This is a genomic window from Nocardioides sp. GXQ0305, assembly GCF_050880345.1.
Lineage (GTDB): Bacteria > Actinomycetota > Actinomycetes > Propionibacteriales > Nocardioidaceae > Nocardioides.
Window position 1 is genome coordinate 572,099 of the sequence record NZ_JBNYXG010000001.1, and the last position, 23,075, is coordinate 595,173.

Sequence of the window (23,075 nt, forward strand, 5' to 3'; positions counted from 1 at the left end):
CATGGTCGGCCTGCAGCGCTCGGGGCTGCGGCTGGACCGCGCGCCCGTGACCCGCGCCCAGCCCGGCGCCCTGCTCGCCACACCACCCATCGCCGCCTCCGCCGTCGGCGGCCGGCACGACTCCCAGGAGGGAACCCGATGACCAGACCGATCACGCTCTTCACCGGCCAGTGGGCCGACCTGCCCTTCGAGCAGATGTGCCAGCTCGCCGGCGAGTGGGGGTACGACGGCCTCGAGATCGCCTGCTGGGGCGACCACCTCGACCCGTGGCAGGCGGCCGAGGACGACGCCTACGTCCAAGGCAAGCTCGACCTGCTCGAGAAGCACGGCCTGAAGGTGTGGGCCATCTCCAACCACCTCAAGGGCCAGGCGGTCTGCGACGACCCGATCGACCACCGGCACCGGGCGATCCTGCCCGACCGGATCTGGGGCGACGGCGACGCCGAGGGCGTGCGCCAGCGGGCCGCCGAGGAGATGAAGGTGACCGCGCGGGCCGCCCAGCGGCTCGGCGTCGACACCGTGATCGGCTTCACCGGGTCCTCCATCTGGAAGTACGTCGCGATGTTCCCGCCGGTGGGCCAGGACGCGATCGAGGCGGGCTACCGCGACTTCGCCGACCGGTGGAACCCGATCCTCGACGTGTACGACGAGTGCGGCGTCCGCTTCGCCCACGAGGTGCACCCGTCCGAGATCGCCTACGACTACTGGTCGACCGTGGCGACGCTGGAGGCCATCGGCCACCGCGAGGCGTTCGGACTCAACTGGGACCCCAGCCACATGGTGTGGCAGGACATCGACCCGGTGGCGTTCCTCTGGGACTTCCGCGACCGGATCTACCACGTCGACTGCAAGGACACCAAGAAGCAGCTCGGCAACGGCCGCAACGGACGGATGGGCTCGCACCTGCCGTGGGCCGACCCGCGGCGCGGGTGGGACTTCGTGTCGACCGGCCACGGCGACGTCCCCTGGGAGCAGTGCTTCCGGATGCTCAACGCGATCGGCTACGAGGGCCCGATCTCGGTGGAGTGGGAGGACGCCGGCATGGACCGGCTCCGCGGCGCCCCCGAGGCGCTGCAGTACGTCCGCGACCTGGCCTTCGACGCACCCGACGCGGCGTTCGACGCCGCCTTCAGCTCCAACGACTGACCGGCCGCCCCGGCCGGCCTCAACCCCCTAGGGAGGAGAACGACATGTGTTACGGCTACGACGGTGAGGGAGCCCTGCGCCGGTCCCTGGCGGAGCGCGGCATGAGCCGACGCTCCGTGCTGCGCGGCGCGGCGCTCGGCACGGCAGGTGTGGCGGCGCTCGGTACGGCGGACGTGGCGGTCGCGGGCGGCCGCGGGCCGCAGCGGCACCGGGTCCCGCCCGGCAGGATCAGCATCCAGCTGTGGACGCTGCGGTCCATCCTCGGGCCGCCGTTCGGGGAGCCCCTCTACGACGAGACGCTGCAGACGATCGCCGACATCGGCTACCCGCGGGTGGAGCAGGCGCTCGGCTACTTCGGCAGGACCGCGGCTGAGCTGAAGGCGTTCTACGACGACCTCGGCATCCGGGCCACCTCGTCCCACGACGGCATCAGCGCCACGCCGGCGGACCTGGAGACCAAGCTGGACAACGCCGAGACCCTCGGGCAGCGGTACGTCGTGGTGCCCTACCTGGCCTCGGACTCGCTGTCGGAGTGGCAGACCTGGGCGGAGCAGATGAACGTCGAGGCGCGCGAGGCCAAGAAGCGTGGCCTGCGCTACGGCTACCACAACCACGCCCACGAGTTCACGACCGACCTCGGCGGCGGGGTCACGCCGTGGCAGGTGCTCACGACCGAGCTCGACCCGCGGTTCGTCCACCTCGAGGTCGACCTCTACTGGGCCGTGACCGGTGGCCTGAATCAGAGCGAGGACGTGACACACGAGGAAGCCATCGACTTCGCGATCGACGTAATCGAGGACGCCCCGCAGAAGGTCCGGCAGTACCACGTCAAGGACAAGAAGCACGTCGAGGCACCCGACGACCACGCCGACCTCGGCACCGGGTTCATCGACTTCGCGAAGATCTTCGAGGCCCACCAGGTCGAGGAGTACATCGTCGAGAACGACACCCCGGACGTGACCCCGATCCAGACCGCCGAGGTGGGGTACTCCTACCTGCGTTCGATCCGGTTCTGAGGCCCCTCGGGCCCCCTGGTGGCCGGTCCGGCGGGCGCGGCAAACGCCCCGCCGGACCGGCGCGTCGGTGACGTGGGTTGTGCACCGGCGACGGCGAGCTTCGTGGGCGAGTCTGGAGCCTGGCGCGGGAAGTTCCGGCCGCCAGGCGTCGGTTTCCCCGCCTGAGCGGGGAAACCGACCGACCTCCCGACGCCTACCCCCACCCCCGCAACAGGGTGAGCGCGTAGGCCCGGGCGGCGGTGACCAGCTGTGCCACCTCGACCCGCTCGTCGGCGCGGTGGGCCCGGTCCAGCGAGCCGGGACCCAGCACCACGACGGGCACGCCCGTCCGGGCGACGAAGCCGCCGTCACAGGCGGCGGTCCAGCCGGCCACCGGCAGCTTGGGCCCGCCCGCGTCGGCCAGCGCACCGTCGACCAGCGTCGGCCACGGGTGGTCGGCAGGGGTGGCGAACCCGGGCATCGCCATCGACATCGTCACCTCGGCGGAGAGATCGGCGGTCGCGAGGTCGAGGGCGTCGAGCCGGGCCCGCGCCTCGGCGAGGACGGCGTCCGGGCCCTCGTCCGGGAGCAGCCGCCGGTCGGCGGTCAGGTCGCACTCCGCGGCGACGATCGAGGTGCCCTGGCCGCCGTGGACGGTCCCGACGCTCACGGTCGCCGGCCCGACCAGCGGGTGCCGCGCCGCCGCCAGCTCGGCGTGCCACACCTCGAGGTCGGCGACCAGCCGGGCGGCGCCGACGATCGCGTTGCGGCCCTCCGAGGGGTCGCCGGAGTGGGCGGCACGGCCGGTCACCCGGTAGTGCAGGTAGCTGTCCCCGCGCGCTGCCACGACCGTGCGCAGGTCCGTCGGCTCGGCGACCACGCAGCCCGCGAGCGGAGGCAGGCCGCGGTCGACGAGGTGGCGGATGCCCAGGCCGGTGTCCTCCTCGTCGACCAGCGCCGCCAGGTGCACCGCTCCCGGCAGCCGTACGCCGGCGCGCAGCACCGCCGCCATCGCGACCAGGCACGCGGCCAGCCCGCCCTTCATGTCGGTGCTGCCCCGGCCGTGGACGGCGCCGTCGCGGAGCTCGCCCGCGAACGGGTCGCGCGTCCAGCCGGTGCCGACGGGGACCACGTCGGTGTGGCCCAGGAGCAGGAGCCCGGGTGAACCGCCCTCGCCGAACGACGCCACGACGTTCGGCCGGCCGGGAATGACCTCGTCGACCTCGACGTCGAGCCCGCGGGCCTCGCACATCCCGGCGAGCGCGTGCGCGGTCGCCTCCTCCTGCCCGGGCGGGTTCTCGCCGGGGACCCGGACCAGCTCGCGGGTGAGCGCGACCAGCTCGTCCTCCTCGATCAGCCCCAGGACGGCGTGCTCGACCTCGCTGCGCCCGATCACCCCGCCACCCGGTCGACCGCCCGGCGCAGCCGCTCCAGCCCCTCGCGGGTCCGCTCCGGGGTGGTCGAGGCGAAGCAGAGCCGCAGCGCGTCGGGGAACAGCCGGCTCGGCGAGAAGGCGTTGCCGGGGATGAACGCGACACCCTCCTCGAGCGCGGCCGGGAAGAGCGCCTCGGTGTCGACCGCCGGGTCGAAGGTCAGCCACAGGAAGAAGCCGCCCTCGGGGTCGGTCCACCGGGCGCGGTCGCCGAACACGGACGCGAGCACGTCCTGCATCGCCTCCTTGCGGCGGCGGTACTCCGCCCGCTGGGTCCGCAGGTGCTCGTCGAGGTGGCCGCCGGCGAGGAAGCCGGTGACCAGCCGCTGGGCGGGGAGGTTGGTGCAGGTGTCCATGGCCTGCTTGGCGTTGATCAGCAGCGGCTGCAGCGACGGGTCGGTGTCGACCCAGCCGACCCGCAGCCCGGGCGCGACGGTCTTCGAGAAGGTGCGCACCGAGAACACCAGCGGGTCGCCGTCGGCGAGCTCGTGCAGCGTCGGGACGTCGTCCCCGGCGAACCGCAGCATCCCGTAGGGGTCGTCGTCGAGCAGCACCGAGCCCCAACGGCGGGCCAGCTCGAGCAGCCGCTGCCGACGTTCCAGGGTGAGGGTCGCGCCGGAGGGGTTCTGGAACGTCGGCACGGTGTAGATCACCCGCGGCGTCCGCCCGGCCTCGTCGACCAGTCGCTCCAGCGCCCCGACGTCCATGCCGTCGTCGTCGACCGGCACCTCGAGCAGCTCGGCCTGGTAGGACAGCGCGGTCGCGCTGCCGTTGGTGTACGTCGGCGCCTCCACCGTCACCAGGTCACCCGGGTCGACGAACAGCTTGAACGCGAGGTCGAGCCCCTGCATCCCACCGGACGTGACGGTGATCCGGTCCAGGGTCGTGGCGTCGCTGGTGCCCTCGAGCTCGGCCAGCAGCGCCTGCCGCAGCGGCAGGTCGCCCTCGGTCGCGGCGTAGTCGAACGCGTCGGGGGAGGCCTCGCCGACCTCCTCGGCGCCGATCGCGGCCAGCACCTTGGTCGGGATCGCCTCGGCGGCCGGGCTGCCCATCGCGAACCGCACGATGTCGTGGCTCTGGGCGGCGAGCAGCGAGGTGCTGGAGTCGATCATCGAGCCGACCAGCTGGTCGGCACGGGAGGCCAGCGGCAGGCCCTGGTCGCGGACCGGGGTCACCGGGTCGGGGATCGTCATGTCACTCCTTGGTGGTCAGTCCCTGCGGGACCGTGGTCAGCCGTTCGGGGGCACCCTCGGTGAGGACGACGGGCTCGGACGTCTCGTAGCCCCAGCCGTCCATCCACATCCCGAGGATCACGTGGAAGGCCATGCCGGGCTCGAGCGGGGTCGTGGAGTCCTCGCGCAGGCTCACCGTGCGCTCGCCCCAGTCGGGCGGGTAGCCGATGCCGATCGAGTAGCCGATGCGGGACTCCTTGGTGAAGCCGTGCCGGCCGATCACCTCGGTGAAGGCCCGGTGGGCGTCGGCGCCGGTGCGGCCCGGGCGGAGCTGCTCCAGGGCGGCGTCCAGGCCCTCGCCGACGGCGACCGCGCAGGACGCGAGCAGCGGGGCCGGCCGACCGAGGACGACGGTGCGGGCCAGCGGCGCGTGGTAGCGGTGGAAGACGCCCGCCAGCTCGACGGTCGTCGCCTCGCCCCGCACCAACGGGGCGTCGCTCCAGGTCAGGTGCGGGGTCCCGGCCGACTCGCCGGTCGGCAGCATCGGCACGATCGCGGGGTAGTCGCCGCCGAGCACGCCCGAGCCGAGGGCCTGCGCGTGCTGGATCTCCGCGACCACCTCGCACTGCCGCCGGCCCTCCCGGACCCCGTCGATCGCGACCTGCATGACGTCGCTGGCGATCCGCCCGGCGACGCGGAGCGCCTCGACCTCGGCGGGCGACTTGACCAGCCGGACCCAGTTGACGAGCTCGGCGCTGTCCACGACGACGCTGTGCTCCAGCGCCGCCTCGAGCGCGAGGTGGCTGCGGGCGGAGAAGAAGTGGGCGTCCAGCTCCGCGGCGACCCGGCCGCCGGCCCGGTCGGGCAGCACACCGACCTCGACGGCCCGGCGGGTGATCCAGTCGAAGGGGTGCTCGGTGACGTGCTGCACCAGACGTTCCGGGTAGGCGTGCACCCGGTCGCGGGGGAGGGTCGCGGTCCAGTAGGCACCCTGGGCGTCCATCGCCCGCGCGAACAGGTGGGGCAGCCCCTCGACGGGCACCACGAGGCACTGCGGCACGTAGAACGACCACGCGTTGTAGCCGCACAGGTAGAACAGGTTGGCCGGGTCGGACACCACGATCGCGTCGAGCTCGCGGTCGGCGAGCCGGGCCTGGACGGCGGCCAGCCGGGCGGCGTACTCGTCGGGCTCGAAGGAGGCCGGGGTGTGCCGCGCCGGCGGCTCGGACCCGGGAAAGGCGTGCGTCATGCGGGGTCCTCGGGGGTGTTCACGCGGGCACTCCCTCCTGCAGGAGTCGCTGGCCGGCACCCTGGGCCGAGAGGCCGGCGAGGGCGACCGCGGCCCACATCGTGGCCTGGTTGGCGCTCACGACGGGGACCCCCAGCTCCTCCTCGAGCTCGGGGATGGCGTCGTAGGTCGCGAGGTTGGTGCACGAGACGAACACCGCGTCGCAGTCCTCGGTCCACGCCCGCCGGACCAGCCCCAGGGTGACCTCGCGCGGCACCGCCCAGATGGCGGAGTCGAGACCGAGGTGGTCGGCGCGGCTGACCGCGATGCCCGCCTCGCCGAGGAAGGCGACCAGCAGCGCCGTGATCGCCTCGTCGTACGGCGTCGCCACCGCGACCCGGCGCACCCCGAGGGCCTGCAGCGCGGAGACCACCGCGCCGCTGGTCGTCACGGCCGCCGGGACACCGGTGGCCAGCATGGCGTCCACGATCGCGCGCTCGCCGACCGCGCCGGCCACGAAGCTCCCCGACGTGCAGGCGTAGCCGACCACGGCGGGGGCCGGAGTGGTGAGGGCCAGGGTCGCCGCGGCGACCACGGCCGGGTCGCCGACGCGCTGGGCCATCTCGACGGAGACGGTGAGCGGCTCGTAGGGCGTGCGGGTCAGCAGCAGGTCGAGCCCGTCGGGGACCCATCGCCACAGCTCGCGGTCGAGGGCGAAGTCGTAGGGCGTGACCACACCGATGCAGGGGTTGACGACAGCAGTCATGGTGCCGCCTCCTGGGGGACGTAGCCGCGCTCCTTGTCGACCACGCTCGCGGGCGGCTCGCCCGCGACCCAGCGCCGCAGGTTGTCCTCGAACTGCACCGCGAGCGCGTCCCGCCAGCCGACCACGTCGCCGGACATGTGGGCCGAGACGTGCACCTGCTCCAGGTCCCAGAAGGGGTGGTCGTCGGGCAGCGGCTCGGTCTCGAAGACGTCGAGCGATGCCGCCGCGATCCGTCCCGAGCGCAACGCGTCGAGCAGCGCGTCCTCGTCGACGAGCGGGCCGCGGCCGATGTTGACCAGGTGGGCGGTGGGCTTCATCGCGGCCAGCTCGGCGGCGCCGATCAGCCCGCGGGTCTGGTCGGTCAGGGGGGCCGCGAGGACGACGTGGTCTTGGTCCCCGAGGTGGTCGCGGAGGTCGGCCGTGGCGACGACGGCGCCGAAGTCGGGGTCCTCGGTGCGCGGCGTACGCCCGCCGCCGGTGACCTCGACCCCGAGCGCGCGGAGCAGCCGCGCGATGGCCCGGCCGATGCCGCCGGTACCGACGACGAGCGCCCGTGACCCCGCCGTCCGAGTGGTCTCCCGGTGCCGCCACTCGTGCGCGCGCTGCAGGCGGGCACTCTCGTGGAGCCGCTTGTCGTGGGCCAGCACCGAGGCCGCGACGAACTCCGCGATCGGCTGGTCGAACACGCCGCGGGCGTTGGACAGGACGACGTCGGAGGCGCGCAGCTCGTCGAACAGCAGGGTGTCGACGCCGGCCGACGCGACGTGGATCCACTCCAGCCCGTCGGCGGCCGGCCACGCCTCCCGCAACGCCGCTGAGAAGAAGTCCCACATCAGCAGCACCTGGGCGCCGGGCAGGTCGGCGGCCAGGCCGGCCGCGTCGGTGACCACGAGGTCCGCGAGCGCGCGCAGCCGGTCTGCGTTCGGCGGCTCGGTCCCGGCGTCGTCGGTGAGGACGACGACCCGGGTGCGCCGGGCCGTCCCTGGGGCGGTCGTCACCCCGCCACGGTAGGGGTCGTGAGCAATTGTTGACAATCTACGATCGGCTGGCAGGATCGAACGCATGACGGCGCTGAGCCCGGTCCTGCAGCAGGCCACCCCGGTCGTGGTCGACCACGCCAGCGGGAGCTGGATCCACGGCGAGGACGGACGCGACTACCTCGACTTCACCACCGGCATCGGCGTCACCAGCACCGGTCACTGCCACCCGCGCGTGGTCGAGGCGGCGCGCGAGCAGGTCGGCAGGGTCATCCACGCGCAGTACACGACCGTGATGCACCGGCCGCTGCTCGAGCTCACCGACAAGCTGGGCGAGGTGCTGCCCCCCGGCCTGGACTCGGTCTTCTACGCCAACTCCGGCTCCGAGGCCGTCGAGGCCGCGATCCGGCTGGCCCGGATGGCCACCGGCCGGCCCAACATCGTCACCTTCCAGGGCGGCTTCCACGGGCGCACCGTCGCGGCCGCGACCCTCACCACCGCCGGCACCCGGTTCTCGGCCGGGTTCTCGCCGCTGATGGGCGGGGTCCACATGGCGCCCTTCCCCTACGCCTACCGCTACGGCTGGAGCGTCGACGACGCGGTGGCGTTCTGCCTGCGCGAGCTCGACCACCTGTTCGCGACCCGCACCGCACCCCGCGACACCGCCGCGTTCCTGATCGAGCCGGCGCTGGGTGACGGTGGCTACCTGCAGACCCCGCCCGCCTTCCTCGAGGGGCTCCGCGAGCGCGCCGACGAGCACGGCATCCTGCTGGTCCTCGACGAGGTCCAGGCCGGGTGCGGGCGGACCGGCAGGTTCTGGGGCCACCAGCACTCCTCGATCACCCCCGACGTGCTGATCACCGCCAAGGGCATCGCGTCCGGCTTCCCGATCAGCGCCATCGCGGCCCCCGAGGCGCTGATGGCGCAGGCGTGGCCGGGCTCCCAGGGCGGCACGTACGGCGGCAACGCCGTCGCCGCGGCGGCCGGCTGCGCCACCCTCGATGTGATCCGCGACGAGCGCCTGGTCGACAACGCGCGCGAGCGCGGCGACCAGCTGCTCGCCGAGCTGCAGAAGCTCCAGGCCGACCACGCGTGCCTCGGCGACGTCCGCGGCATCGGCCTGATGCTCGGCCTCGAGCTGACGCGTGCCGACGGCTCGGCCGACGCCGACACCGCCAAGGCGGTGCAGCAGGCCACCACCCGGCACGGCCTGCTCTCGCTCACCTGCGGCCCGCTGATGAACGTGGTCCGGCTGATCCCGGCCCTGGTCGTGACCGAGGACGAGGTGCGCCTCGGCGCCGAGCGGTTCGGGGCCGCCCTGGCTGAGGTCTGCTCCTGCCCCTAGCCCCCCACCCGGAGGACCCATGACCGTGACGACCGGAACGTCCGACCGCGTCCGCGCGCTGCTCGCCGACGTCCCCACCGACCTGCTGGTCGACGGCAACTGGGTGCCCGCGGCGTCCGGTCGGCGGATCGACGTGCTCAACCCGGCGACCGAGGAGCCGATCGCCTCCATCGCCGACGGCGGCGAGGACGACGCGCTGCGGGCCGTCGAGGTCGCGGCCCGGGTGCAGCGCAGCTGGGGCCGGACCGCGCCCCGCGAGCGCAGCGAGATCCTGCGCTCCGCCTTCGACCTGGTGATGGCCCGCCAGGAGGACCTCGCGCTGCTCATGACCACCGAGATGGGCAAGCCGCTGGCCGAGGCGCGCGGCGAGGTCGCCTACGCGGCGGAGTTCCTGCGCTGGTTCTCCGAGGAGGCGGTCCGGATCGGCGGAGACGCGACGGTCTCCGGCGACGGCGGCACCCGGATCATCTGCACCCGCGAGCCGGTCGGACCGTGCGTCCTGGTGACGCCGTGGAACTTCCCGCTCGCCATGGGCGCGCGCAAGATCGGCCCGGCGATCGCGGCCGGCTGCACGATGGTGTTCAAGCCCTCCGAGCTCACCCCGCTGTCGTCGCTCGCCCTCGCCGAGATCCTCCGCGAGGCCGGTCTGCCCGACGGCGTCCTCAACGTGGTGACCACCTCCGACCCCGGGTCGGTCGTGGGGCCGTGGCTGGCCAGTGGACTGGCCCGCAAGCTCACCTTCACCGGGTCCACCGCGGTCGGCATCAAGCTCCTCGGGCAGGCTGCGCAGCACGTCATGCGGACCTCGCTCGAGCTCGGCGGCAACGCGCCGTTCATCGTCTTCGACGACGCCGACCTCGACGCGGCCGTCGAGGGCGCGATGGTCGCCAAGATGCGCAACATGGGCGAGGCCTGCACGGCCGCCAACCGGATCCTCGTCCAGCGCGGCGTGGCCGACCAGCTGGCCGCCCGGCTGGCGGAGCGGATGGGCGGGCTGGTCGTCGGCGACGGCGCCGACGACGGCGTCCAGGTCGGGCCCCTGGTCGGGCCGCCGGCCCTCGACAAGGTCGAGCGGCTGGTCGGGGACGCGGTCGCGCGGGGGGCGACCGTCGTCACCGGCGGATCGCGGCCCGACCGGCCGGGCTGGTTCTTCACCCCGACGGTCCTCGCCGACGTACGCCGCGACTCGGCGCTGATGTCGGAGGAGATCTTCGGGCCGGTGGCGGCGCTGGTGCCGTTCGACACCGAGGAGGAGGCGCTCGAGATCGCCAACGACACCGACTGGGGGCTGGTGGGCTACCTCTACACCCGCGACGTCGACCGCGGCTTCCGGGTCTCCGAGGCGATGGAGGTCGGGATGGTCGGCCTCAACACCGGACTCGTGTCCAACCCCGCGGCGCCGTTCGGCGGCGTCAAGGCCTCCGGGCTGGGCCGCGAGGGCGGCCGGGTCGGCATCGAGGAGTTCCTCGAGATCAAGTACCTCGCCATGCCCCGCCGGACCTTAGGGTGACCGTCATGGAGTCGTCGCTGACGCCGATTCCGCGCGACTCCACGCCCAGCATCATCGCGCGGCGGCTGCGCGACGCGGTGGCGAAGGGCGAGTTCCGGCCGGGCCAGCAGCTCACCGAGGCCTCGCTGGCCGCGAGCTTCGGCGTCAGCCGGGGCCCGCTGCGGGAGGCGATGCAGCGGCTCACCCAGGAGGGACTCCTCGTCAGCCACCGCAACCGCGGCCTGTTCGTGATGGAGCTCGACGAGCCGACGATCCGCGACATCTACCTGGCCCGGGCCGCGGTCGAGCGGACCGCCGTACGGCAGGCGGTCGCGCTAGGGGCGGGCGAGGAAGCGGAGGCGCTGATCGCGGTGGTCGAGGAGATGCGCGCCTACGAGGACCGGCCCTCCCACCCCGACGTGTCGGCGCTCGACATGCGCTTCCACGAGCAGCTGGTGGCGCTGAGCCGCAGCCCGCGGCTGATCCTGATGCACGGCACGCTGCTCACCCAGGTCCGGCTGTGCCTGGCGTGGATGCAGCAGACCTACGACTCGGTCCAGTACCGCGTCACCGAGCACGCCGACATCGCCCGCGCCATCGTCGCCGGCGACGCCGACCTCGCCGACCGGCTGCTGTGTGCGCACATGGACGACGGCCTGCGCCGGGTCCTCGCCGCCGTCGGCGAGCTGTCCGGGTGAGGTGGTTTCGAGACGGTTGCTGCGCAACCTCCTCAACCACCGGATGGTGTGGGGGTCCTCCTCAAGCACCGGGGACACGTGTACCCAACGAGCAAGCGGCGGGGGGAGGGGCGCCGTCCGGGTGGTGCGGGGTCCCGGTGGTTGAGGAGGGCGCTCTGCGCCCGTCTCGAAACCACCCGCTGAAGGTCGACCTGCTGCTGGGCACTGGGTCGTTGGGGACATGTGTCCTCGCGGCAGGTGTCCCCGACGAGCGAGCGGGGGGGAGGAGCGCCGTCCGGGTGGTGCGGGGTCCCGGTGGTTGAGGAGGGCGCTCTGCGCCCGTCTCGAAACCACCCGCTGAAGGTCGACCTGCTGCTGGGCACTGGGTCGTTGGGGACATGTGTCCTCGCGGCAGGTGTCCCCGACGAGCGAGCGGGGGGGAGGAGCGCCGTCCGGGTGGTGCGGGGTCCCGGTGGTTGAGGAGGGCGCTCTGCGCCCGTCTCGAAACCACCCTGTGCGGATCGGTCGTGGCGGCGCCGGCTCGAGCTAGCGGGCGAACAGGGTGCCGAGGTCGGGGGCGGTGCCGGTCCAGCCGGCGAGCCGCAGGCCGTACCACGCGGTCGCCTGGTTGGCGGTGACCACCGGTACGCCGACCTCGGCCTCGAGCCGGGGCAGCAGCCCGGTCGTCCGCAGCGCCGTGTCGGGCACCACGACCGCCTGCGTCCCCGACGGCCGCGCGACACCGGCGACCATCGCGACCACCGCGTCGGGGTCGAGCCGGCCGGCGTCCTCTCCGCTCGGCACGTCGGCGTGGGTGACGGCCGCGACCTCGACCCCGGCGTCGGCCACCAGGTCCGTGAGGTGGTCGGTCACGGCCGCCGGGTACGTCGCCGCGACGGCCACGCGCCGCGCGCCGAGGTGGTCCAGGGCCGCCAGCAGCGCCAGCGTCGTCGACGACGCCGGGACGCCGGCCGCGTCGGCCACCCACCCCGCCTGCGCGTGGACTCCCTGCGGCCCGTACACGAAGCTGCCCGACGTGCACGCCCACATCACGGCGTCCGGCGCCAGGTCGCGGGCGCGGCCGGCGGCGGCCCGCAGCGGCTCCTCCGCCCCGAGGGACCGGAGGGCGGCCACGTCGTGGGCGGTCGGACCCTCCCAGGTGTGCACCACCGGCAGCGCGACCCCGGGCAGCCGGCGCTCGAGCGCGGGATAGTCGTCCTCGGCGCTGTGGCCGGGGTAGAGCATCACGACGGTCGGCATCGGTGGTGGCACCTTCCCACAGATTGTTGACAATCTACCAACCCGGGAGCAAGGTGAGGGACTGTCGTACGGGCCCCCACACCGACCGCAGCCGCACGCAGCATCTCGAGGAGAGCCGACATGGCCGAACCGTCACCGTCCGCAGGAGCAGCCGAGAGGGAGGTCGACCCCGGCACCCTCCGCAAGGCGATCACCGGCTCGGCCATCGGCAACGCCACCGAATGGTACGACTACGGCGTCTACGCCTACGTGGCGGTCGAGATCGCCGACAACTTCTTCCCCGAGACCGGGCTGGTCGGCACCTTCCTGGTCTTCGCCGTCTCGTTCGTGCTGCGGCCGCTCGGCGGCATCTTCTGGGGCCCGCTCGGCGACCGGATCGGCCGGCAGCGGGTGCTGGCGATGACCATCCTGCTGATGGCCGCGGCCACCTTCCTGGTCGGCGTGCTGCCGACGTACGACCAGGTCGGCGTCTGGGCGATCGTGCTGCTGGTCGCGCTCCGCGTGGTGCAGGGCTTCTCCACCGGCGGCGAGTACGGCGGCGCGGCGACCTTCATGGCCGAGTACGCCCCCGACAAGAAGCGCGGGTTCCTCGGCAGCTTCCTGGAGTTCGGCACCATCTGCGGCTTCACCCTGGCGATCGCGATCGTCTTCGTCACCGAGTCCCTCATCGGCGCCGAGGCGATGACCGACTGGGGCTGGCGGATCCCGTTCCTCATCGGTGGCCCGATCGGCCTGATCGGCCTCTACGTCCGGCTCAAGCTCGAGGACACACCGGTGTTCCGCGAGCTCGAGGAGCAGGAGGCCGTCGAGAGCAGCGCCGGCAGCGCGCTCAAGGACTTGTTCGCCAACTTCTGGCCGACCATCCTGGTCCTGATGGGGCTGGTGGCCGCGCTCAACATCGCCAACTACACGCTGCTGGCCTACATGCCGACGTACCTCACCGAGACGGCCGGCTTCTCCTCGACCGACGCCGACCTGCTGGTGATCTTCGGCCAGGTCGCGATGCTGGTGTTCATCCCGATGGCCGGGGCCCTCTCGGACCGGATCGGACGCAAGCCCATGTGGGCCGGCTCCTTCATCGGGCTGATCGTGCTCTCGGTGCCGATGTTCATGCTGATCTCGCAGGGCTTCTGGCCCGCGCTGGTCGGGTTCGCGGTGCTCGGCATCGTCTACGTCGCCCAGCTCGCGACCATCAGCGCCACCTTCCCGGCGATGTTCCCCTCCCACGTCCGGTACGGCGGGATGGCGATCGGCTACAACATCTCCACGGCCCTCTTCGGCGGGACGGCGCTCTACGTCAACGACGCCCTGATCTCCGCCACGGGCAGCAACCTGATGCCGGCGTACTACATGATCCTCGCGTCGGTCGTCGGCCTGATCTCGATCCGGTTCGCGGTCGAGACGGCGGGCTGCTCGATCCGCGGCACCGAGATCCCGGGCACCCCGGAGTCCGAGGCCGAGCTCGCCGAGATGGCGGCCAAGGGCGGCTGAGCAGGTGACGGTGTCGCTGGCGACGGCCACCGCCCTGTCCGCCGGGTACGCCGCGGGCACGCTGTCGCCGGTCGAGGCCACCCAGGCTGCCCTGGCGGTCGTGGACCGCTGGAACGGCGAGGTGAACGCCGTCCTCCTCACCGACCCCGAGGGCGCCCTGGCGAGCGCCCGGGAGTCCGAGCAGCGCTGGGGTCGCGGGGAGCCGCTCGGTCCCGCCGACGGCGTACCGGTGACGATCAAGGACATGTTCCTGACCCGCGGCTGGCCGACGGTCCGCGGGTCGTCGCTGATCGACGCCGAGGGGCCGTGGGAGGAGGACGCGCCCGCCGTGGCCCGGCTGCGCGAGTCCGGCGCCGTCGTGCTCGGCAAGACGACCACGCCCGAGTTCGCCTGGAAGGGCGTCACCGACTCGGCCCGGCACGGCGTCACCGGCAACGCGTGGGGCAGCCACCTCACGCCCGGCGGCTCCAGCGGCGGCTCCGCGACGGCGGTGGCGCTCGGCATGGGCGCCTGGTCGATCGGCACCGACGGCGGCGGCTCGGTCCGGATCCCGGCCTCCTTCACCGGCACCACCGCGCTGAAGCCGACCTTCGGCCGGATGCCGATGTACCCGCCCAGCCCCTACGGCACCCTGTCCCACGGCGGCCCGATGACCCGCACGGTCGAGGACGCCGCGCTGCTCCTGGACCTCGTCAGCGGGCCCGACTCCCGCGACTGGGCGGCGATGCCGCCGACCGGGGGCAGCTTCTCCGGGGCGCTCGACCCGGACCCGGCGCGGGCGTTGCGCGGGCTGCGGGTCGCGCTGTCACCGACCCTGGGCTTCGGCCGCAACGACCCCGAGGTGGAGGAGGCCGTCGAACGGGCGGCCGCCGACCTCGAGGCCGCCGGCGCCCACGTCGCCCGCGTGGACCCGGGGATCGAGGACTGCGTGGACGCCTTCCACGTGCTCTGGTTCACCGGCGCCGCCAAGGTGATCGGCGGGTACGGCGAGGGCGCCCTCGAGCGGGTCGACCCGGGCCTGGCCCGCGCGGTGCACCAGTACGGCCTCCCGGCGACCGCCTCGGACTACCTCGACGCGATGGCGGTGCGGATGGCGCTCGGCGTCCGGATGGGCGCCTTCCACGAGGAGTGGGACGTGCTGCTCACCCCCACCACCCCGATCGCCGCGTTCGCCGCCGGCCGCGACGCCCCCGAGGTCTGGCCGAGCGAGCTGTGGACCTCGTGGACGCCGTACACCTACCCGTTCAACATGACCCAGCAGCCAGCGCTGTCGGTGCCGTGCGGCTTCACCTCGGACCGACGGCCGGTCGGGCTCCAGCTGGTGGCCGCCCGCCACCGGGACGACCTGCTGCTCCGGGTCGGCCACGCCTACCAGCAGCTCACCGGCTGGCACACCGAGACACCGACCCTGCTCACCGGGCCCTGACGACCACGAGGAGAACCGTGCCCCGACACATGACCATCAGCCTGGACAAGCGAGGCGTCAGCTGCACCGCCGTGCTGCTCGACGAGGCCGCGCCCCGTACGGCGGCCGCGGTGTGGGACCACCTGCCGCTCTCGGCGCCGGTGTTCCACGGCAAGTACGCCCGCAACGAGATCTACGCGCTGCACCCCCAGTTCGCGCCCGGCGACCCGGGCAAGGAGAACACCACGATCACGCCGATCCCGGGGGACGTGTGCTGGTTCGGGTTCGACGGCGACGACCTCGGCAACCCGGCGTACGGTTACGAGTCGGAGGAGGAGCACCGGTCGATGGGCGCAATCATCGACCTCGCGGTGTTCTACGGCCGCAACAACCTGCTGATCAACGGCGACCAGGGCTGGGTGCCCGGCAACGTGTTCGCCAGAATCGTCGACGGCCTGCCGGAGATGGCCGCGGCCTGCCAGGACGTGTGGATGGGCGGCGCCCGGGGCGAGACGCTGACCTTCGCCCGCGCCTGAGCCCGGACGCAGAACGCAGGCGGAGCCCCCCATGGCCCCGCCCGCGTCGTCTGCGGTCGGTCAGCGGCGCCGCTTGCGCTCCTGGCACGCGTTGCCGACGTTCACCGTCTCACCGCGGTCGATGACGACCTCACGGCTGCCGAGGATCTTGCCACGGCGGTTGGTGCAGGTGAGCTGCCAGGCCTCCTTGATCCCGCTGTACTGCGGGGGCTCGGGGCTCTGGAAGGTGACCTCACCCGTCCAGTCGTGGTCGGCGTCGCCGCCGGCGTAGTTCTCCGCCACCAGGGTGTAGGTCCCGGCGACCGGGTCGGGGATCTTGATGACCTCCGGGTTCGCCAGCGTGGCGCCGGAGCCCACGGCCTCACCGTCCGGACCGAGGACGTAGAAGTCCCAGTCGTACGCCGCCGCGTCGGTGCTCGGCCACTCGACCGAGACCGTCGCGAACCCGTTGTCGGCGTCGGGCAGGCCCTCCACCTCGAACGTGGTCTCCTCCTGCTCGCCCACGGCCGGGACGCCGTCGGGGTTGACCAGCGTGACCTCGTCCTGCGGCGGAGCCTGCGGCTCGCGGCCGTACCGACCCACCACGAGCGGCCGGGTCGAGGGGTTCACGTCCATCGTGAACCGCCCGCCGTCGGTCCGGTAGTCGGTCGTGAGGGTGTCCTCGTAGAACCGCTGCGGCCCGGTCGAGCCGTCGGGCTGGAGCACCGGCGAGGTGGGCGAGATGTGGGTCTTGCTCACCGTGACGGTGCGGTTCCTGGGTGCCTTGCCGGTGATCTGCGAGTGGTGCACCGGGTCCATGGCCGTCTGCGCCGCCCGGTAGTAGGCGACCCGGTTGCCGCCGGCCCCGCCGGACGCCTCGGTGTCGCCGATGTACTCGCCGACGACGGCGTCCTCGTAGGCCGGGTGGAACCCGTCGGGACCGATCTCGAAGGTGTAGCCGTAGCCGCCCGTGATCCAGTAGCTCCAGTCCTCGGTGGAGCCCGAGGTGTCGTAGAGCTGGTACGACGCCTGGCTGGTGTAGCCGTTGGCCGCGGCCATCGAGTCGCCGAGCTCCTTGAGCGCCGGCTCGTCCGGGGCCTTGCCGGTCGAGGCGATGGCCGGCGGCCGCAGCACGAGGTTGGAGTAGGTGTGGTTGCTGATCATCATCGTGACCGCACGCTCGGAGATGAGCTTCCGGACCGCGTCGCTCTCGGGCTCGCTGCCCGGGCCGTCGCCACGGTAGGTGTCGCTCGACCAGTTGGTGCTGGCGCCGCCGCCGCCCCAGAAGCCGGGGTAGTTGCGGTTGAGGTCGGTGCCGCGCAGCCGGCCGGCGGGGTTGTCCTCGCAGGTGCCGACCGTGTACTGCTCCGGGGTGTTCTCCGAGATCGAGCAGTTCTTGCGCTTCATCTCGTAGTCGAAGGTGTCGAAGTCGTCCTCGGGGTCACCGGGGTCGGCGTTGCGGGAGATCTGGAACCCGTCGACGTTGACGACCGGCACGATGATCAGCCGCAGGCCGTTCATCAGCCGGACGGCCCGCTGGTCGTTGGCGGTGTAGGACTCCAGCATCTCGAAGCCGAACTCGAGGGTGTGCTCGGAGCTGGGCCACTCACGGGCGTGGTGGGCGCCGAGCAGGAGGAAGACCGGCTTGCCGTCCTTGACGTCGTCGGCGTTCTTGGTGATCTCGAGGCCGCGGATCTTCTCGCCGAGCACCGTCTCGTTCTCGAGGGTGACCGGCTTGGTGAGCTTGGGGTACTTGTCGGCGAGCATCTCCATGTCGGAGAGGTACTCCTCGTAGGTCCGGTACGACGTCCGGCCGCTCGGCAGCGGCGACTCGTCGACGGAGGCGGCGTACTCCTCGTCAGCGGCACGCTGCCGCTCCATCTGGGCCTCGAGGTCGCGGACCTCGACGTCCCAGCTGAAGCCGGCCTCGCGGAGCCGGTCGGCGTCCTTCTCGCCGTAGAGCACGACCTCGATGCCCTTGCGGGTGGCGTGCTCGGTGGGGTCGAGGCCGAGGGCCAGGACCTCGTTGCGCTGGTCGACCGTCGGGGCGTCGACCATCACGATCTGGACGCGGTCGTCGGGCGCCTCCTGGGGGCGGCCGGTGGCCGTGGTGGTGAGGGCGGGGACGACGAGGCTGGCGGCCAGGGTGGTGGCCAGTGCTCCGCCGAAGACGATCCTGCCGGTCCGGCGGGAACGGGGGCGCGGTGGGTGCATGCTTCCTCCCGAGAAGAGCGGCGCAGGTCGGCCGCAGGTGATGCTGAGAAAATCACGCGGCCCCCCTCTTGTCCAGACCTTCCGGCCGGTAATTGCGCAGTTCCGGTGGTCGAGGAGAGCGAGCCCCGGTGGTTGAGGAGGGCCGTCAAGGCCCGTCTCGAAACCACCATGGGCAGACCGGTCGTCACCGGCGTAGGCCGTTCGCCAGAGTCCGGCACAGGTGGTTTCGGACGTTGCTGCGCAACCTCCTCAACCACCGACGCCGCGCGGTACCGGTGGTTGAGGAGGGCCGGCAAGGCCCGTCTCGAAACCACCATGGGCAGACCGGTCGTCACCGGTGTACGCCGTTCGCCACTGTCCGGCACGGGTGGTTTCGAGCCCTTCGAGACGGGCCTGACGGCCCTCCTCAGGAACCAACGGTTGCTGCGCAACCTCCTCAACCACCGGGGATGTCCACCACCCTCGGCAGAACGGTCACTCCCGCCATCGTCGTACGGCGGACCAGCTCCTGCTCGACAGCTCGGGCAGGTCCTCGTACCGACCCTCGATCAACGCCTCACGCTTGCGGCGACCCCACCCCTGCACGCGCTTCTCGAACGCGAACGCCTGGTCGACCCGGTCGAACTGCGCGCTCCAGACGAGGGTGACCGGCAGGCGGTGCCGCGTGTACGCCGCGCCCTCGCCGTTCTGGTGCTGCCACACCCGGCCCTGGAGGTCGACGGTGCTGCCGACGTAGTAGGTGCGGTCGGCGCACTCGAGGATGTAGGTCCAGGCCATGCGCCAGCGTCCCGCCGTATGAACCCCTCGCACCAGCCCCGTACGACGCCCTGTGGAGAACCATCGGCCAGTGGTGGTTTCGAGCCCTTCGAGACGGGCCTGACGGCCCTCCTCAGGAACCAACGGTTGCTGCGCAACCTCCTCAACCACCGAAGCTGCGCAACCTCCTCCCCAGAGTCAGACGCCGATCCGGCCCCAGGGGCCCCAGATCGCGAACGTCATGCCGCGCGAGGCCTGGATGTTCACGAAGAGGGTGTGGCCGTCGGGGCTGAAGGTCGAGCCCGCGAACTCGTCGCCGAACCGTGGCAGCGGGTCCGTGGTGCCGGGCACGGTGGCGATCTGGCTGTAGAGGCGGTTCAGGGCGATGTCCCAGAGCCGACCCCGGCGGGTGAGGCCCCGGATGTAGTTGTCGACCGTGGAGTCCTCGCACACCACGAGCGTGCCGCGCTTGCTGGTGGTGATGTTGTCGGGGAAGTCGAAGGTCTGGTTCGCCTCCGCGTCGTCGACCGGCGCCTGGTAGATCACCTCGAGCCGCCGCTTCCGGCAGTGGTAGGCCCACACCTGCCCGTTGCCGTTGCCGAAGCCGTTGGCGTTGTCGTCGTCGGTGTCGTCCTCGATCGGTCCGCCGCCCTGGGTGGAGGTGAAGTAGATGACGCCGTCGTCGTACACCTGTCCCTCCAGCCGCGAGAACAGCGCGGCGCCCTGCGCCCGCCCCTGGTCACCGACCGCGACGAGCGCGGCGTCGTTCGTCGTCGGTGCCTCCTCGCCGGGCGTGTAGGGGAACGTCGGGTTGGGCTCCTCGATGTCGACCCACTCCACCTTGTACGACGCCCGCGCCGGCTGCCGCTCCTCCAGGTGGATGTTGGGCCGCCCCTTCACGGCGAGCATCTGCAGCCGCCCACCGTCCTCGATCCGGCCGTCCTTCATGGCGTCGTTGGGCGGCAGGTAGCGGTAGAAGCCGGAGGGGAACTCGAAGTTGTCCTCGGTCAGGTAGAGGATCCCGTCGACCGGGTCGAACGAGACCGCCTCGTGGGGGAACCGGCCCGCGTGCGTGATCGGCTCGCGGTTCGACTGCCCGTCCTTCGGCACCTCGAAGACGTATCCGTGCGGCTTCTGCAGCCCCAGGTTGGACGCTCCGGTGAAGTCCGGCCCGACGTCGGGCCCGTTGATCGTCTCCTCGCAGGTGATCCACGAGCCCCACGGCATGATCCCGCCGCTGCAGTTGAACATCGTGCCGTTGAGGCTGGTGAAGGCGCGCTGCACCTCACCACGCTTGGTGACCTCGATGGTCGTGGTGCCCGCCCCCGCGCCCGGGTCGTACGGCGTGCCGGGCCCGAACGCCGGGGTGTTCGGGTTGTTGGTGACCTCGTGGTTGCGGACGAGGATGACGTTGCCGCGCGGTCCGCGGAACGCCCCCATGCCGTCGTGGCGGCCCGGCAGCGCGGTGCCGTCGTCGAGCACGACCGGGAACTCGGTGTCGTGGAACGACCGGTAGTGGAAGCCCTTCGGCAGGTGGAGCCGTACGGCGCCGTCGCGCTCGTCGGGGATCGGCACGAGGGTCACGGTGCCGGGTGGGCGAAGGGCCTCGGCCGGTGCGTTGACCAGTCCCGCGAAGGGGCCTCCGACCACGGTGGCGGCGGCGGTGGTCTTGAGAAGCGAGCGACGATCGACGGACATGTGGGCCCCCCTGGGTCGGCGACGGTGTCTCGCCAACCTAGGACGCCGGCGGCCTCCCGTCACCCCCCTCGCGGCGACGCGGCCCACGACCCCCGGGAATTGGACCGGCCGCCCCCGTGGGGGAAGATGCGCCCCATGTCCCGCGGTGTCGTCGTCCGACTGCTGGTCGTCATCGGCATCCTCGCGGGTGCCACGGCCATCGTCGTCAACCAGAAGCCCGAGCTCGGCCTCGACCTGCGCGGCGGCGCCCAGTTCATCTTCCAGGTCAACAGCACCGAGGACACCGAGGCGACTCCGGAGAACGTCGACCGCACCCTCGAGGTGCTGCGCGGCCGGGTCGACGCGCTCGGCGTGGCCGAGTCGACGCTGGTCCGGCAGGGCGACGACCGGATCCTGGTGGAGCTCCCCGGCATCACCGACGAGGAGGAGGCGGCCGAGGCCGAGGAGCGGATCGGCCAGACCGCCCAGCTCGAGGTGCGGCCGGTGATCCGGACCGTCCCCGAGGAGAAGACCAAGCCGGCCGACCCGGACAACCTGGTGCTGCCCACCGACCAGGGCGACGTGATCGAGATGGGGCCGGTGGCGCTCCAGGGCGACCAGATCACCGGCGCCGAGGCGGCCCAGCCGCAGCAGTCCACCCAGTGGGTCGTCAACGTCGACTTCAACGGCGAGGGCTCCGACGCGTTCGGCAAGCTCTCCGCCGACGCCGCCTGCGCCCAGGGCGCCAAGAACCGGATCGCCATCGTGCTCGACGACCGGGTGATCTCCAGCCCGGGCGTGAACGTGCCGTGCGGCGGCAGCATCACCGGCTCCACCGAGATCTCCGGCGACTTCACCACCGCCGAGGCGCAGGAGCTGGCCGCGCTGATCGAGGGCGGCGCGCTTCCGCTGCCGCTGGAGCTGATCTCCGACCGGCTGGTCGGCCCGACCCTGGGCGAGCAGGCGATCGACGACTCCTTCGAGGCCGGCCTGATCGGCCTGATCCTGACCGGCCTGTTCATCACCCTCGTCTACCGCTTCGTCGGCTTCCTGGCGACGATCGCGCTGGCGTCGTACGCCCTCATCGCCTACGCGATGCTGCTCGCGCTCGGCGCGACCCTCACCCTGCCCGGCCTCGCCGGGTTCGTGCTCGCCATCGGCCTGGCCATCGACGCCAACGTGCTGGTGTTCGAACGCGCCAGGGAGGAGTACGACGACGCCCCCAAGGCCGGGGTACGACGCGCGCTGGTCATCGGCTTCAACAAGGCCTGGTCGGCGATCCTCGACTCCAACGTGACCACCCTGCTGGCGGCCGCCCTGCTCTTCATCCTGGCGTCCGGCCCGGTGCAGGGCTTCGGCGTCACCCTGTCGATCGGTGTCATCGCCTCGATGATCTCGGCGCTGGTGGTCGCCCGGATGCTGACCGAGGTCGGCGTCTCGATCCCGTGGGTCGCGAAGCGGCCCAGGTTCACCGGCCTCGGCTACGTCGGCAGGGTCCGGGCGTGGCTGGACGCCAGGGACTTCGACCTGATGTCGCGCCGGAAGACCTGGATCGTCGGGTCGCTCGTCGCGATGGCGATCGCGGTGGCCGGCATCCTGGTCCAGGGCCTCAACCTCGGGATCGAGTTCACCGGCGGCCGCACCCTCGACTACTCGACGTCCCAGGAGGTCACCGTCGACGAGGCGCGGGACGCGATCGCCTCGGCCGGCTTCCCCGAGGCCGTCGTGCAGGGGGCCGACACCGCTGACATCACGGTCCGCACGGGGCCGCTGTCGGACCAGGAGGAGGACCAGATCGAGGCGGCCCTCGCCGAGATCGGTGGCGACATCACCAAGGAGGACGACCAGCAGATCGGCCCCTCGCTCGGTGAGGAGCTGCGCGACAAGGCGCTGCTCGCCTTCGGGATCGCGCTGCTCGCCCAGATGCTCTACCTCGCGGTGCGGTTCAAGTGGACCTTCGGCGTCTCCGCGGTGCTCGCGATGTTCCACGACGTGCTGCTGGTGCTCGGCCTGTTCGCCTGGCTGGGCAAGCCGATCGACGGGGTCTTCCTCGCCGCCGCACTGACCATCATCGGCCTCTCGGTCAACGACACCGTCGTGGTGTTCGACCGGATCCGCGAACGCTGGCGAGCCTCGCGCGACAAGTCGTTCGCCGAGGTCTCCAACCGGGCCTGCCTGGAGACCGTGCCGCGTACCGTCAACACCGGCCTCGGCGCGATGTTCATCCTGGCCGCGCTGGCGCTGCTCGGCGGCGACTCCCTGCAGGACTTCGCGATCGCGCTGCTCGTCGGCCTGGTCGTCGGTACCTACTCCTCGGTCTTCCTGGCGACGCCGCTGCTGATCTGGTTCCAGGAGAAGGCGCCCATGCCGCGCGAGCAGAAGCAGAAGAAGGTCCGCGACCCCGAGGACTCCGGCGCCGTCGTCTGACCCTCCTCGGAACCTCGTGACCTCGGGCAGGACCGTGAGTGGTCGCCGCCCTTCAGCGGTGCGGGGGTTTCGAGGCTCGCTTCGCTCGCACCTCAACCTCCGG

19 protein-coding genes are annotated in these 23,075 nt (G+C 72.3%); 10 read left to right on the forward strand and 9 right to left on the reverse strand.

What is annotated here, in order from left to right; all coding sequences use genetic code 11:
- Position 1 precedes the first annotated feature (1 nt).
- The 3 genes from ACQ1X7_RS02815 to ACQ1X7_RS02825 are packed head-to-tail and all read left to right on the forward strand — an operon-like array spanning position 2 to position 2,162.
- Positions 2-142: a hypothetical protein gene (locus ACQ1X7_RS02815; protein ID WP_432476627.1), complete on the forward strand. Its 141-nt coding sequence runs from the start codon at positions 2-4 to the stop codon at positions 140-142.
- Positions 139-1,146, forward strand: a complete 1,008-nt coding sequence (locus ACQ1X7_RS02820) for a sugar phosphate isomerase/epimerase family protein (protein ID WP_432476628.1) — start codon at positions 139-141, stop codon at positions 1,144-1,146. The genes ACQ1X7_RS02815 and ACQ1X7_RS02820 overlap by 4 nt, the downstream gene beginning before the upstream one ends.
- Positions 1,147-1,190: 44 nt before the next feature.
- On the forward strand, positions 1,191-2,162 hold the full coding sequence (locus tag ACQ1X7_RS02825) for a sugar phosphate isomerase/epimerase family protein (RefSeq protein WP_432476629.1): 972 nt from the start codon (positions 1,191-1,193) through the stop codon (positions 2,160-2,162).
- A 193-nt stretch (positions 2,163-2,355) separates the two neighbouring features.
- On the opposite strand, the gene ACQ1X7_RS02830 is transcribed toward ACQ1X7_RS02825, so the two are convergent.
- The 5 genes from ACQ1X7_RS02830 to ACQ1X7_RS02850 are packed head-to-tail and all read right to left on the reverse strand — an operon-like array spanning position 2,356 to position 7,737.
- The gene (locus ACQ1X7_RS02830; RefSeq protein ID WP_432476630.1) at positions 2,356-3,537 is read right to left on the reverse strand and encodes a M20 family metallopeptidase; all 1,182 of its coding nucleotides are present in this window, start codon (positions 3,535-3,537) and stop codon (positions 2,356-2,358) included.
- Positions 3,534-4,766 (reverse strand): PLP-dependent aminotransferase family protein, encoded by a 1,233-nt coding sequence (locus ACQ1X7_RS02835; RefSeq protein WP_432476631.1) that lies wholly within the window; start codon positions 4,764-4,766, stop codon positions 3,534-3,536. The genes ACQ1X7_RS02830 and ACQ1X7_RS02835 overlap by 4 nt, the downstream gene beginning before the upstream one ends.
- A gap of 1 nt (position 4,767) precedes the next feature.
- Positions 4,768-5,994 carry a M24 family metallopeptidase gene (locus ACQ1X7_RS02840; protein ID WP_432476632.1) on the reverse strand — a complete coding sequence of 409 codons (1,227 nt, stop codon included), beginning with the start codon at positions 5,992-5,994 and terminating at the stop codon, positions 4,768-4,770.
- Positions 5,995-6,013: 19 nt separating this feature from the next.
- Entirely contained in the window at positions 6,014-6,739 is a 726-nt protein-coding gene (locus ACQ1X7_RS02845) for a maleate cis-trans isomerase family protein (RefSeq protein WP_432476633.1), read from the reverse strand.
- Positions 6,736-7,737 carry a D-2-hydroxyacid dehydrogenase gene (locus ACQ1X7_RS02850; RefSeq protein ID WP_432476634.1) on the reverse strand — a complete coding sequence of 334 codons (1,002 nt, stop codon included), beginning with the start codon at positions 7,735-7,737 and terminating at the stop codon, positions 6,736-6,738. The genes ACQ1X7_RS02845 and ACQ1X7_RS02850 overlap by 4 nt, the downstream gene beginning before the upstream one ends.
- 64 nt (positions 7,738-7,801) lie before the next feature.
- Here ACQ1X7_RS02850 and ACQ1X7_RS02855 point away from each other — a divergent pair, with 64 nt between their 5' ends.
- From ACQ1X7_RS02855 to ACQ1X7_RS02865, 3 genes are read left to right on the forward strand one after another with little or no spacing between them, the layout of a single operon-like run.
- Positions 7,802-9,061 carry an aspartate aminotransferase family protein gene (locus ACQ1X7_RS02855; protein ID WP_432476635.1) on the forward strand — a complete coding sequence of 420 codons (1,260 nt, stop codon included), beginning with the start codon at positions 7,802-7,804 and terminating at the stop codon, positions 9,059-9,061.
- A gap of 25 nt (positions 9,062-9,086) precedes the next feature.
- Complete coding sequence (locus tag ACQ1X7_RS02860; RefSeq protein ID WP_432476636.1) at positions 9,087-10,571, forward strand: NAD-dependent succinate-semialdehyde dehydrogenase; 1,485 nt, start codon at positions 9,087-9,089, stop codon at positions 10,569-10,571.
- Positions 10,572-10,576: 5 nt separating this feature from the next.
- Positions 10,577-11,248, forward strand: coding sequence for a GntR family transcriptional regulator (locus tag ACQ1X7_RS02865; RefSeq protein WP_432476637.1), 672 nt, complete (start codon positions 10,577-10,579; stop codon positions 11,246-11,248).
- 525 nt (positions 11,249-11,773) lie between these two features.
- On the opposite strand, the gene ACQ1X7_RS02870 is transcribed toward ACQ1X7_RS02865, so the two are convergent.
- Entirely contained in the window at positions 11,774-12,487 is a 714-nt protein-coding gene (locus tag ACQ1X7_RS02870) for a maleate cis-trans isomerase family protein (RefSeq protein WP_432476638.1), read from the reverse strand.
- Between the two features lie 120 nt (positions 12,488-12,607).
- Between ACQ1X7_RS02870 and ACQ1X7_RS02875 the strand changes: the two genes are divergently transcribed.
- Genes ACQ1X7_RS02875 through ACQ1X7_RS02885 form a run of 3 tightly spaced genes read left to right on the forward strand, consistent with a single transcriptional unit; the run spans position 12,608 to position 15,919 of the window.
- Complete coding sequence (locus tag ACQ1X7_RS02875; protein WP_432476639.1) at positions 12,608-13,978, forward strand: MFS transporter; 1,371 nt, start codon at positions 12,608-12,610, stop codon at positions 13,976-13,978.
- A 10-nt stretch (positions 13,979-13,988) separates the two neighbouring features.
- Positions 13,989-15,404: an amidase gene (locus ACQ1X7_RS02880; RefSeq protein WP_432476640.1), complete on the forward strand. Its 1,416-nt coding sequence runs from the start codon at positions 13,989-13,991 to the stop codon at positions 15,402-15,404.
- Between the two features lie 29 nt (positions 15,405-15,433).
- Positions 15,434-15,919 carry a DUF3830 family protein gene (locus ACQ1X7_RS02885; protein ID WP_432476641.1) on the forward strand — a complete coding sequence of 162 codons (486 nt, stop codon included), beginning with the start codon at positions 15,434-15,436 and terminating at the stop codon, positions 15,917-15,919.
- 60 nt (positions 15,920-15,979) lie between these two features.
- Here the strand turns inward: ACQ1X7_RS02885 and ACQ1X7_RS02890 are convergent, their stop codons facing one another.
- The 3 genes from ACQ1X7_RS02890 to ACQ1X7_RS02900 all read right to left on the reverse strand — a co-directional run bounded on the left by ACQ1X7_RS02890 (position 15,980) and on the right by ACQ1X7_RS02900 (position 20,566).
- Positions 15,980-18,112, reverse strand: a complete 2,133-nt coding sequence (locus tag ACQ1X7_RS02890; protein ID WP_432476642.1) for a M14 family zinc carboxypeptidase — start codon at positions 18,110-18,112, stop codon at positions 15,980-15,982.
- A 474-nt stretch (positions 18,113-18,586) separates the two neighbouring features.
- Positions 18,587-18,889 (reverse strand): GIY-YIG nuclease family protein, encoded by a 303-nt coding sequence (locus tag ACQ1X7_RS02895; RefSeq protein WP_432476643.1) that lies wholly within the window; start codon positions 18,887-18,889, stop codon positions 18,587-18,589.
- A gap of 177 nt (positions 18,890-19,066) precedes the next feature.
- A complete protein-coding gene (locus ACQ1X7_RS02900) occupies positions 19,067-20,566 on the reverse strand; it encodes a PhoX family protein (protein WP_432476644.1) in 1,500 nt (499 codons plus the stop codon).
- Between the two features lie 135 nt (positions 20,567-20,701).
- Here ACQ1X7_RS02900 and secD point away from each other — a divergent pair, with 135 nt between their 5' ends.
- The gene (gene secD, locus ACQ1X7_RS02905; RefSeq protein WP_432476645.1) at positions 20,702-22,972 is read left to right on the forward strand and encodes a protein translocase subunit SecD; all 2,271 of its coding nucleotides are present in this window, start codon (positions 20,702-20,704) and stop codon (positions 22,970-22,972) included.
- Positions 22,973-23,075: the final 103 nt, after the last annotated feature.

Bases quoted from the DNA above. Each gene is read 5' to 3' on its own strand.
- ACQ1X7_RS02815 (WP_432476627.1), top strand. From the start codon at position 2: ATGGTCGGCCTGCAGCGCTCGGGGCTGCGGCTGGACCGCGCGCCCGTG.
- ACQ1X7_RS02820 (WP_432476628.1), top strand. From the start codon at position 139: ATGACCAGACCGATCACGCTCTTCACCGGCCAGTGGGCCGACCTGCCC.
- ACQ1X7_RS02825 (WP_432476629.1), top strand. From the start codon at position 1,191: ATGTGTTACGGCTACGACGGTGAGGGAGCCCTGCGCCGGTCCCTGGCG.
- ACQ1X7_RS02835 (WP_432476631.1), bottom strand. From the start codon at position 4,766: ATGACGATCCCCGACCCGGTGACCCCGGTCCGCGACCAGGGCCTGCCG.
- ACQ1X7_RS02840 (WP_432476632.1), bottom strand. From the start codon at position 5,994: ATGACGCACGCCTTTCCCGGGTCCGAGCCGCCGGCGCGGCACACCCCG.
- ACQ1X7_RS02845 (WP_432476633.1), bottom strand. From the start codon at position 6,739: ATGACTGCTGTCGTCAACCCCTGCATCGGTGTGGTCACGCCCTACGAC.
- ACQ1X7_RS02855 (WP_432476635.1), top strand. From the start codon at position 7,802: ATGACGGCGCTGAGCCCGGTCCTGCAGCAGGCCACCCCGGTCGTGGTC.
- ACQ1X7_RS02865 (WP_432476637.1), top strand. From the start codon at position 10,577: ATGGAGTCGTCGCTGACGCCGATTCCGCGCGACTCCACGCCCAGCATC.
- ACQ1X7_RS02870 (WP_432476638.1), bottom strand. From the start codon at position 12,487: ATGCCGACCGTCGTGATGCTCTACCCCGGCCACAGCGCCGAGGACGAC.
- ACQ1X7_RS02875 (WP_432476639.1), top strand. From the start codon at position 12,608: ATGGCCGAACCGTCACCGTCCGCAGGAGCAGCCGAGAGGGAGGTCGAC.
- ACQ1X7_RS02885 (WP_432476641.1), top strand. From the start codon at position 15,434: ATGACCATCAGCCTGGACAAGCGAGGCGTCAGCTGCACCGCCGTGCTG.
- ACQ1X7_RS02890 (WP_432476642.1), bottom strand. From the start codon at position 18,112: ATGCACCCACCGCGCCCCCGTTCCCGCCGGACCGGCAGGATCGTCTTC.
- ACQ1X7_RS02895 (WP_432476643.1), bottom strand. From the start codon at position 18,889: ATGGCCTGGACCTACATCCTCGAGTGCGCCGACCGCACCTACTACGTC.
- ACQ1X7_RS02900 (WP_432476644.1), bottom strand. From the start codon at position 20,566: ATGTCCGTCGATCGTCGCTCGCTTCTCAAGACCACCGCCGCCGCCACC.
- secD (WP_432476645.1), top strand. From the start codon at position 20,702: ATGTCCCGCGGTGTCGTCGTCCGACTGCTGGTCGTCATCGGCATCCTC.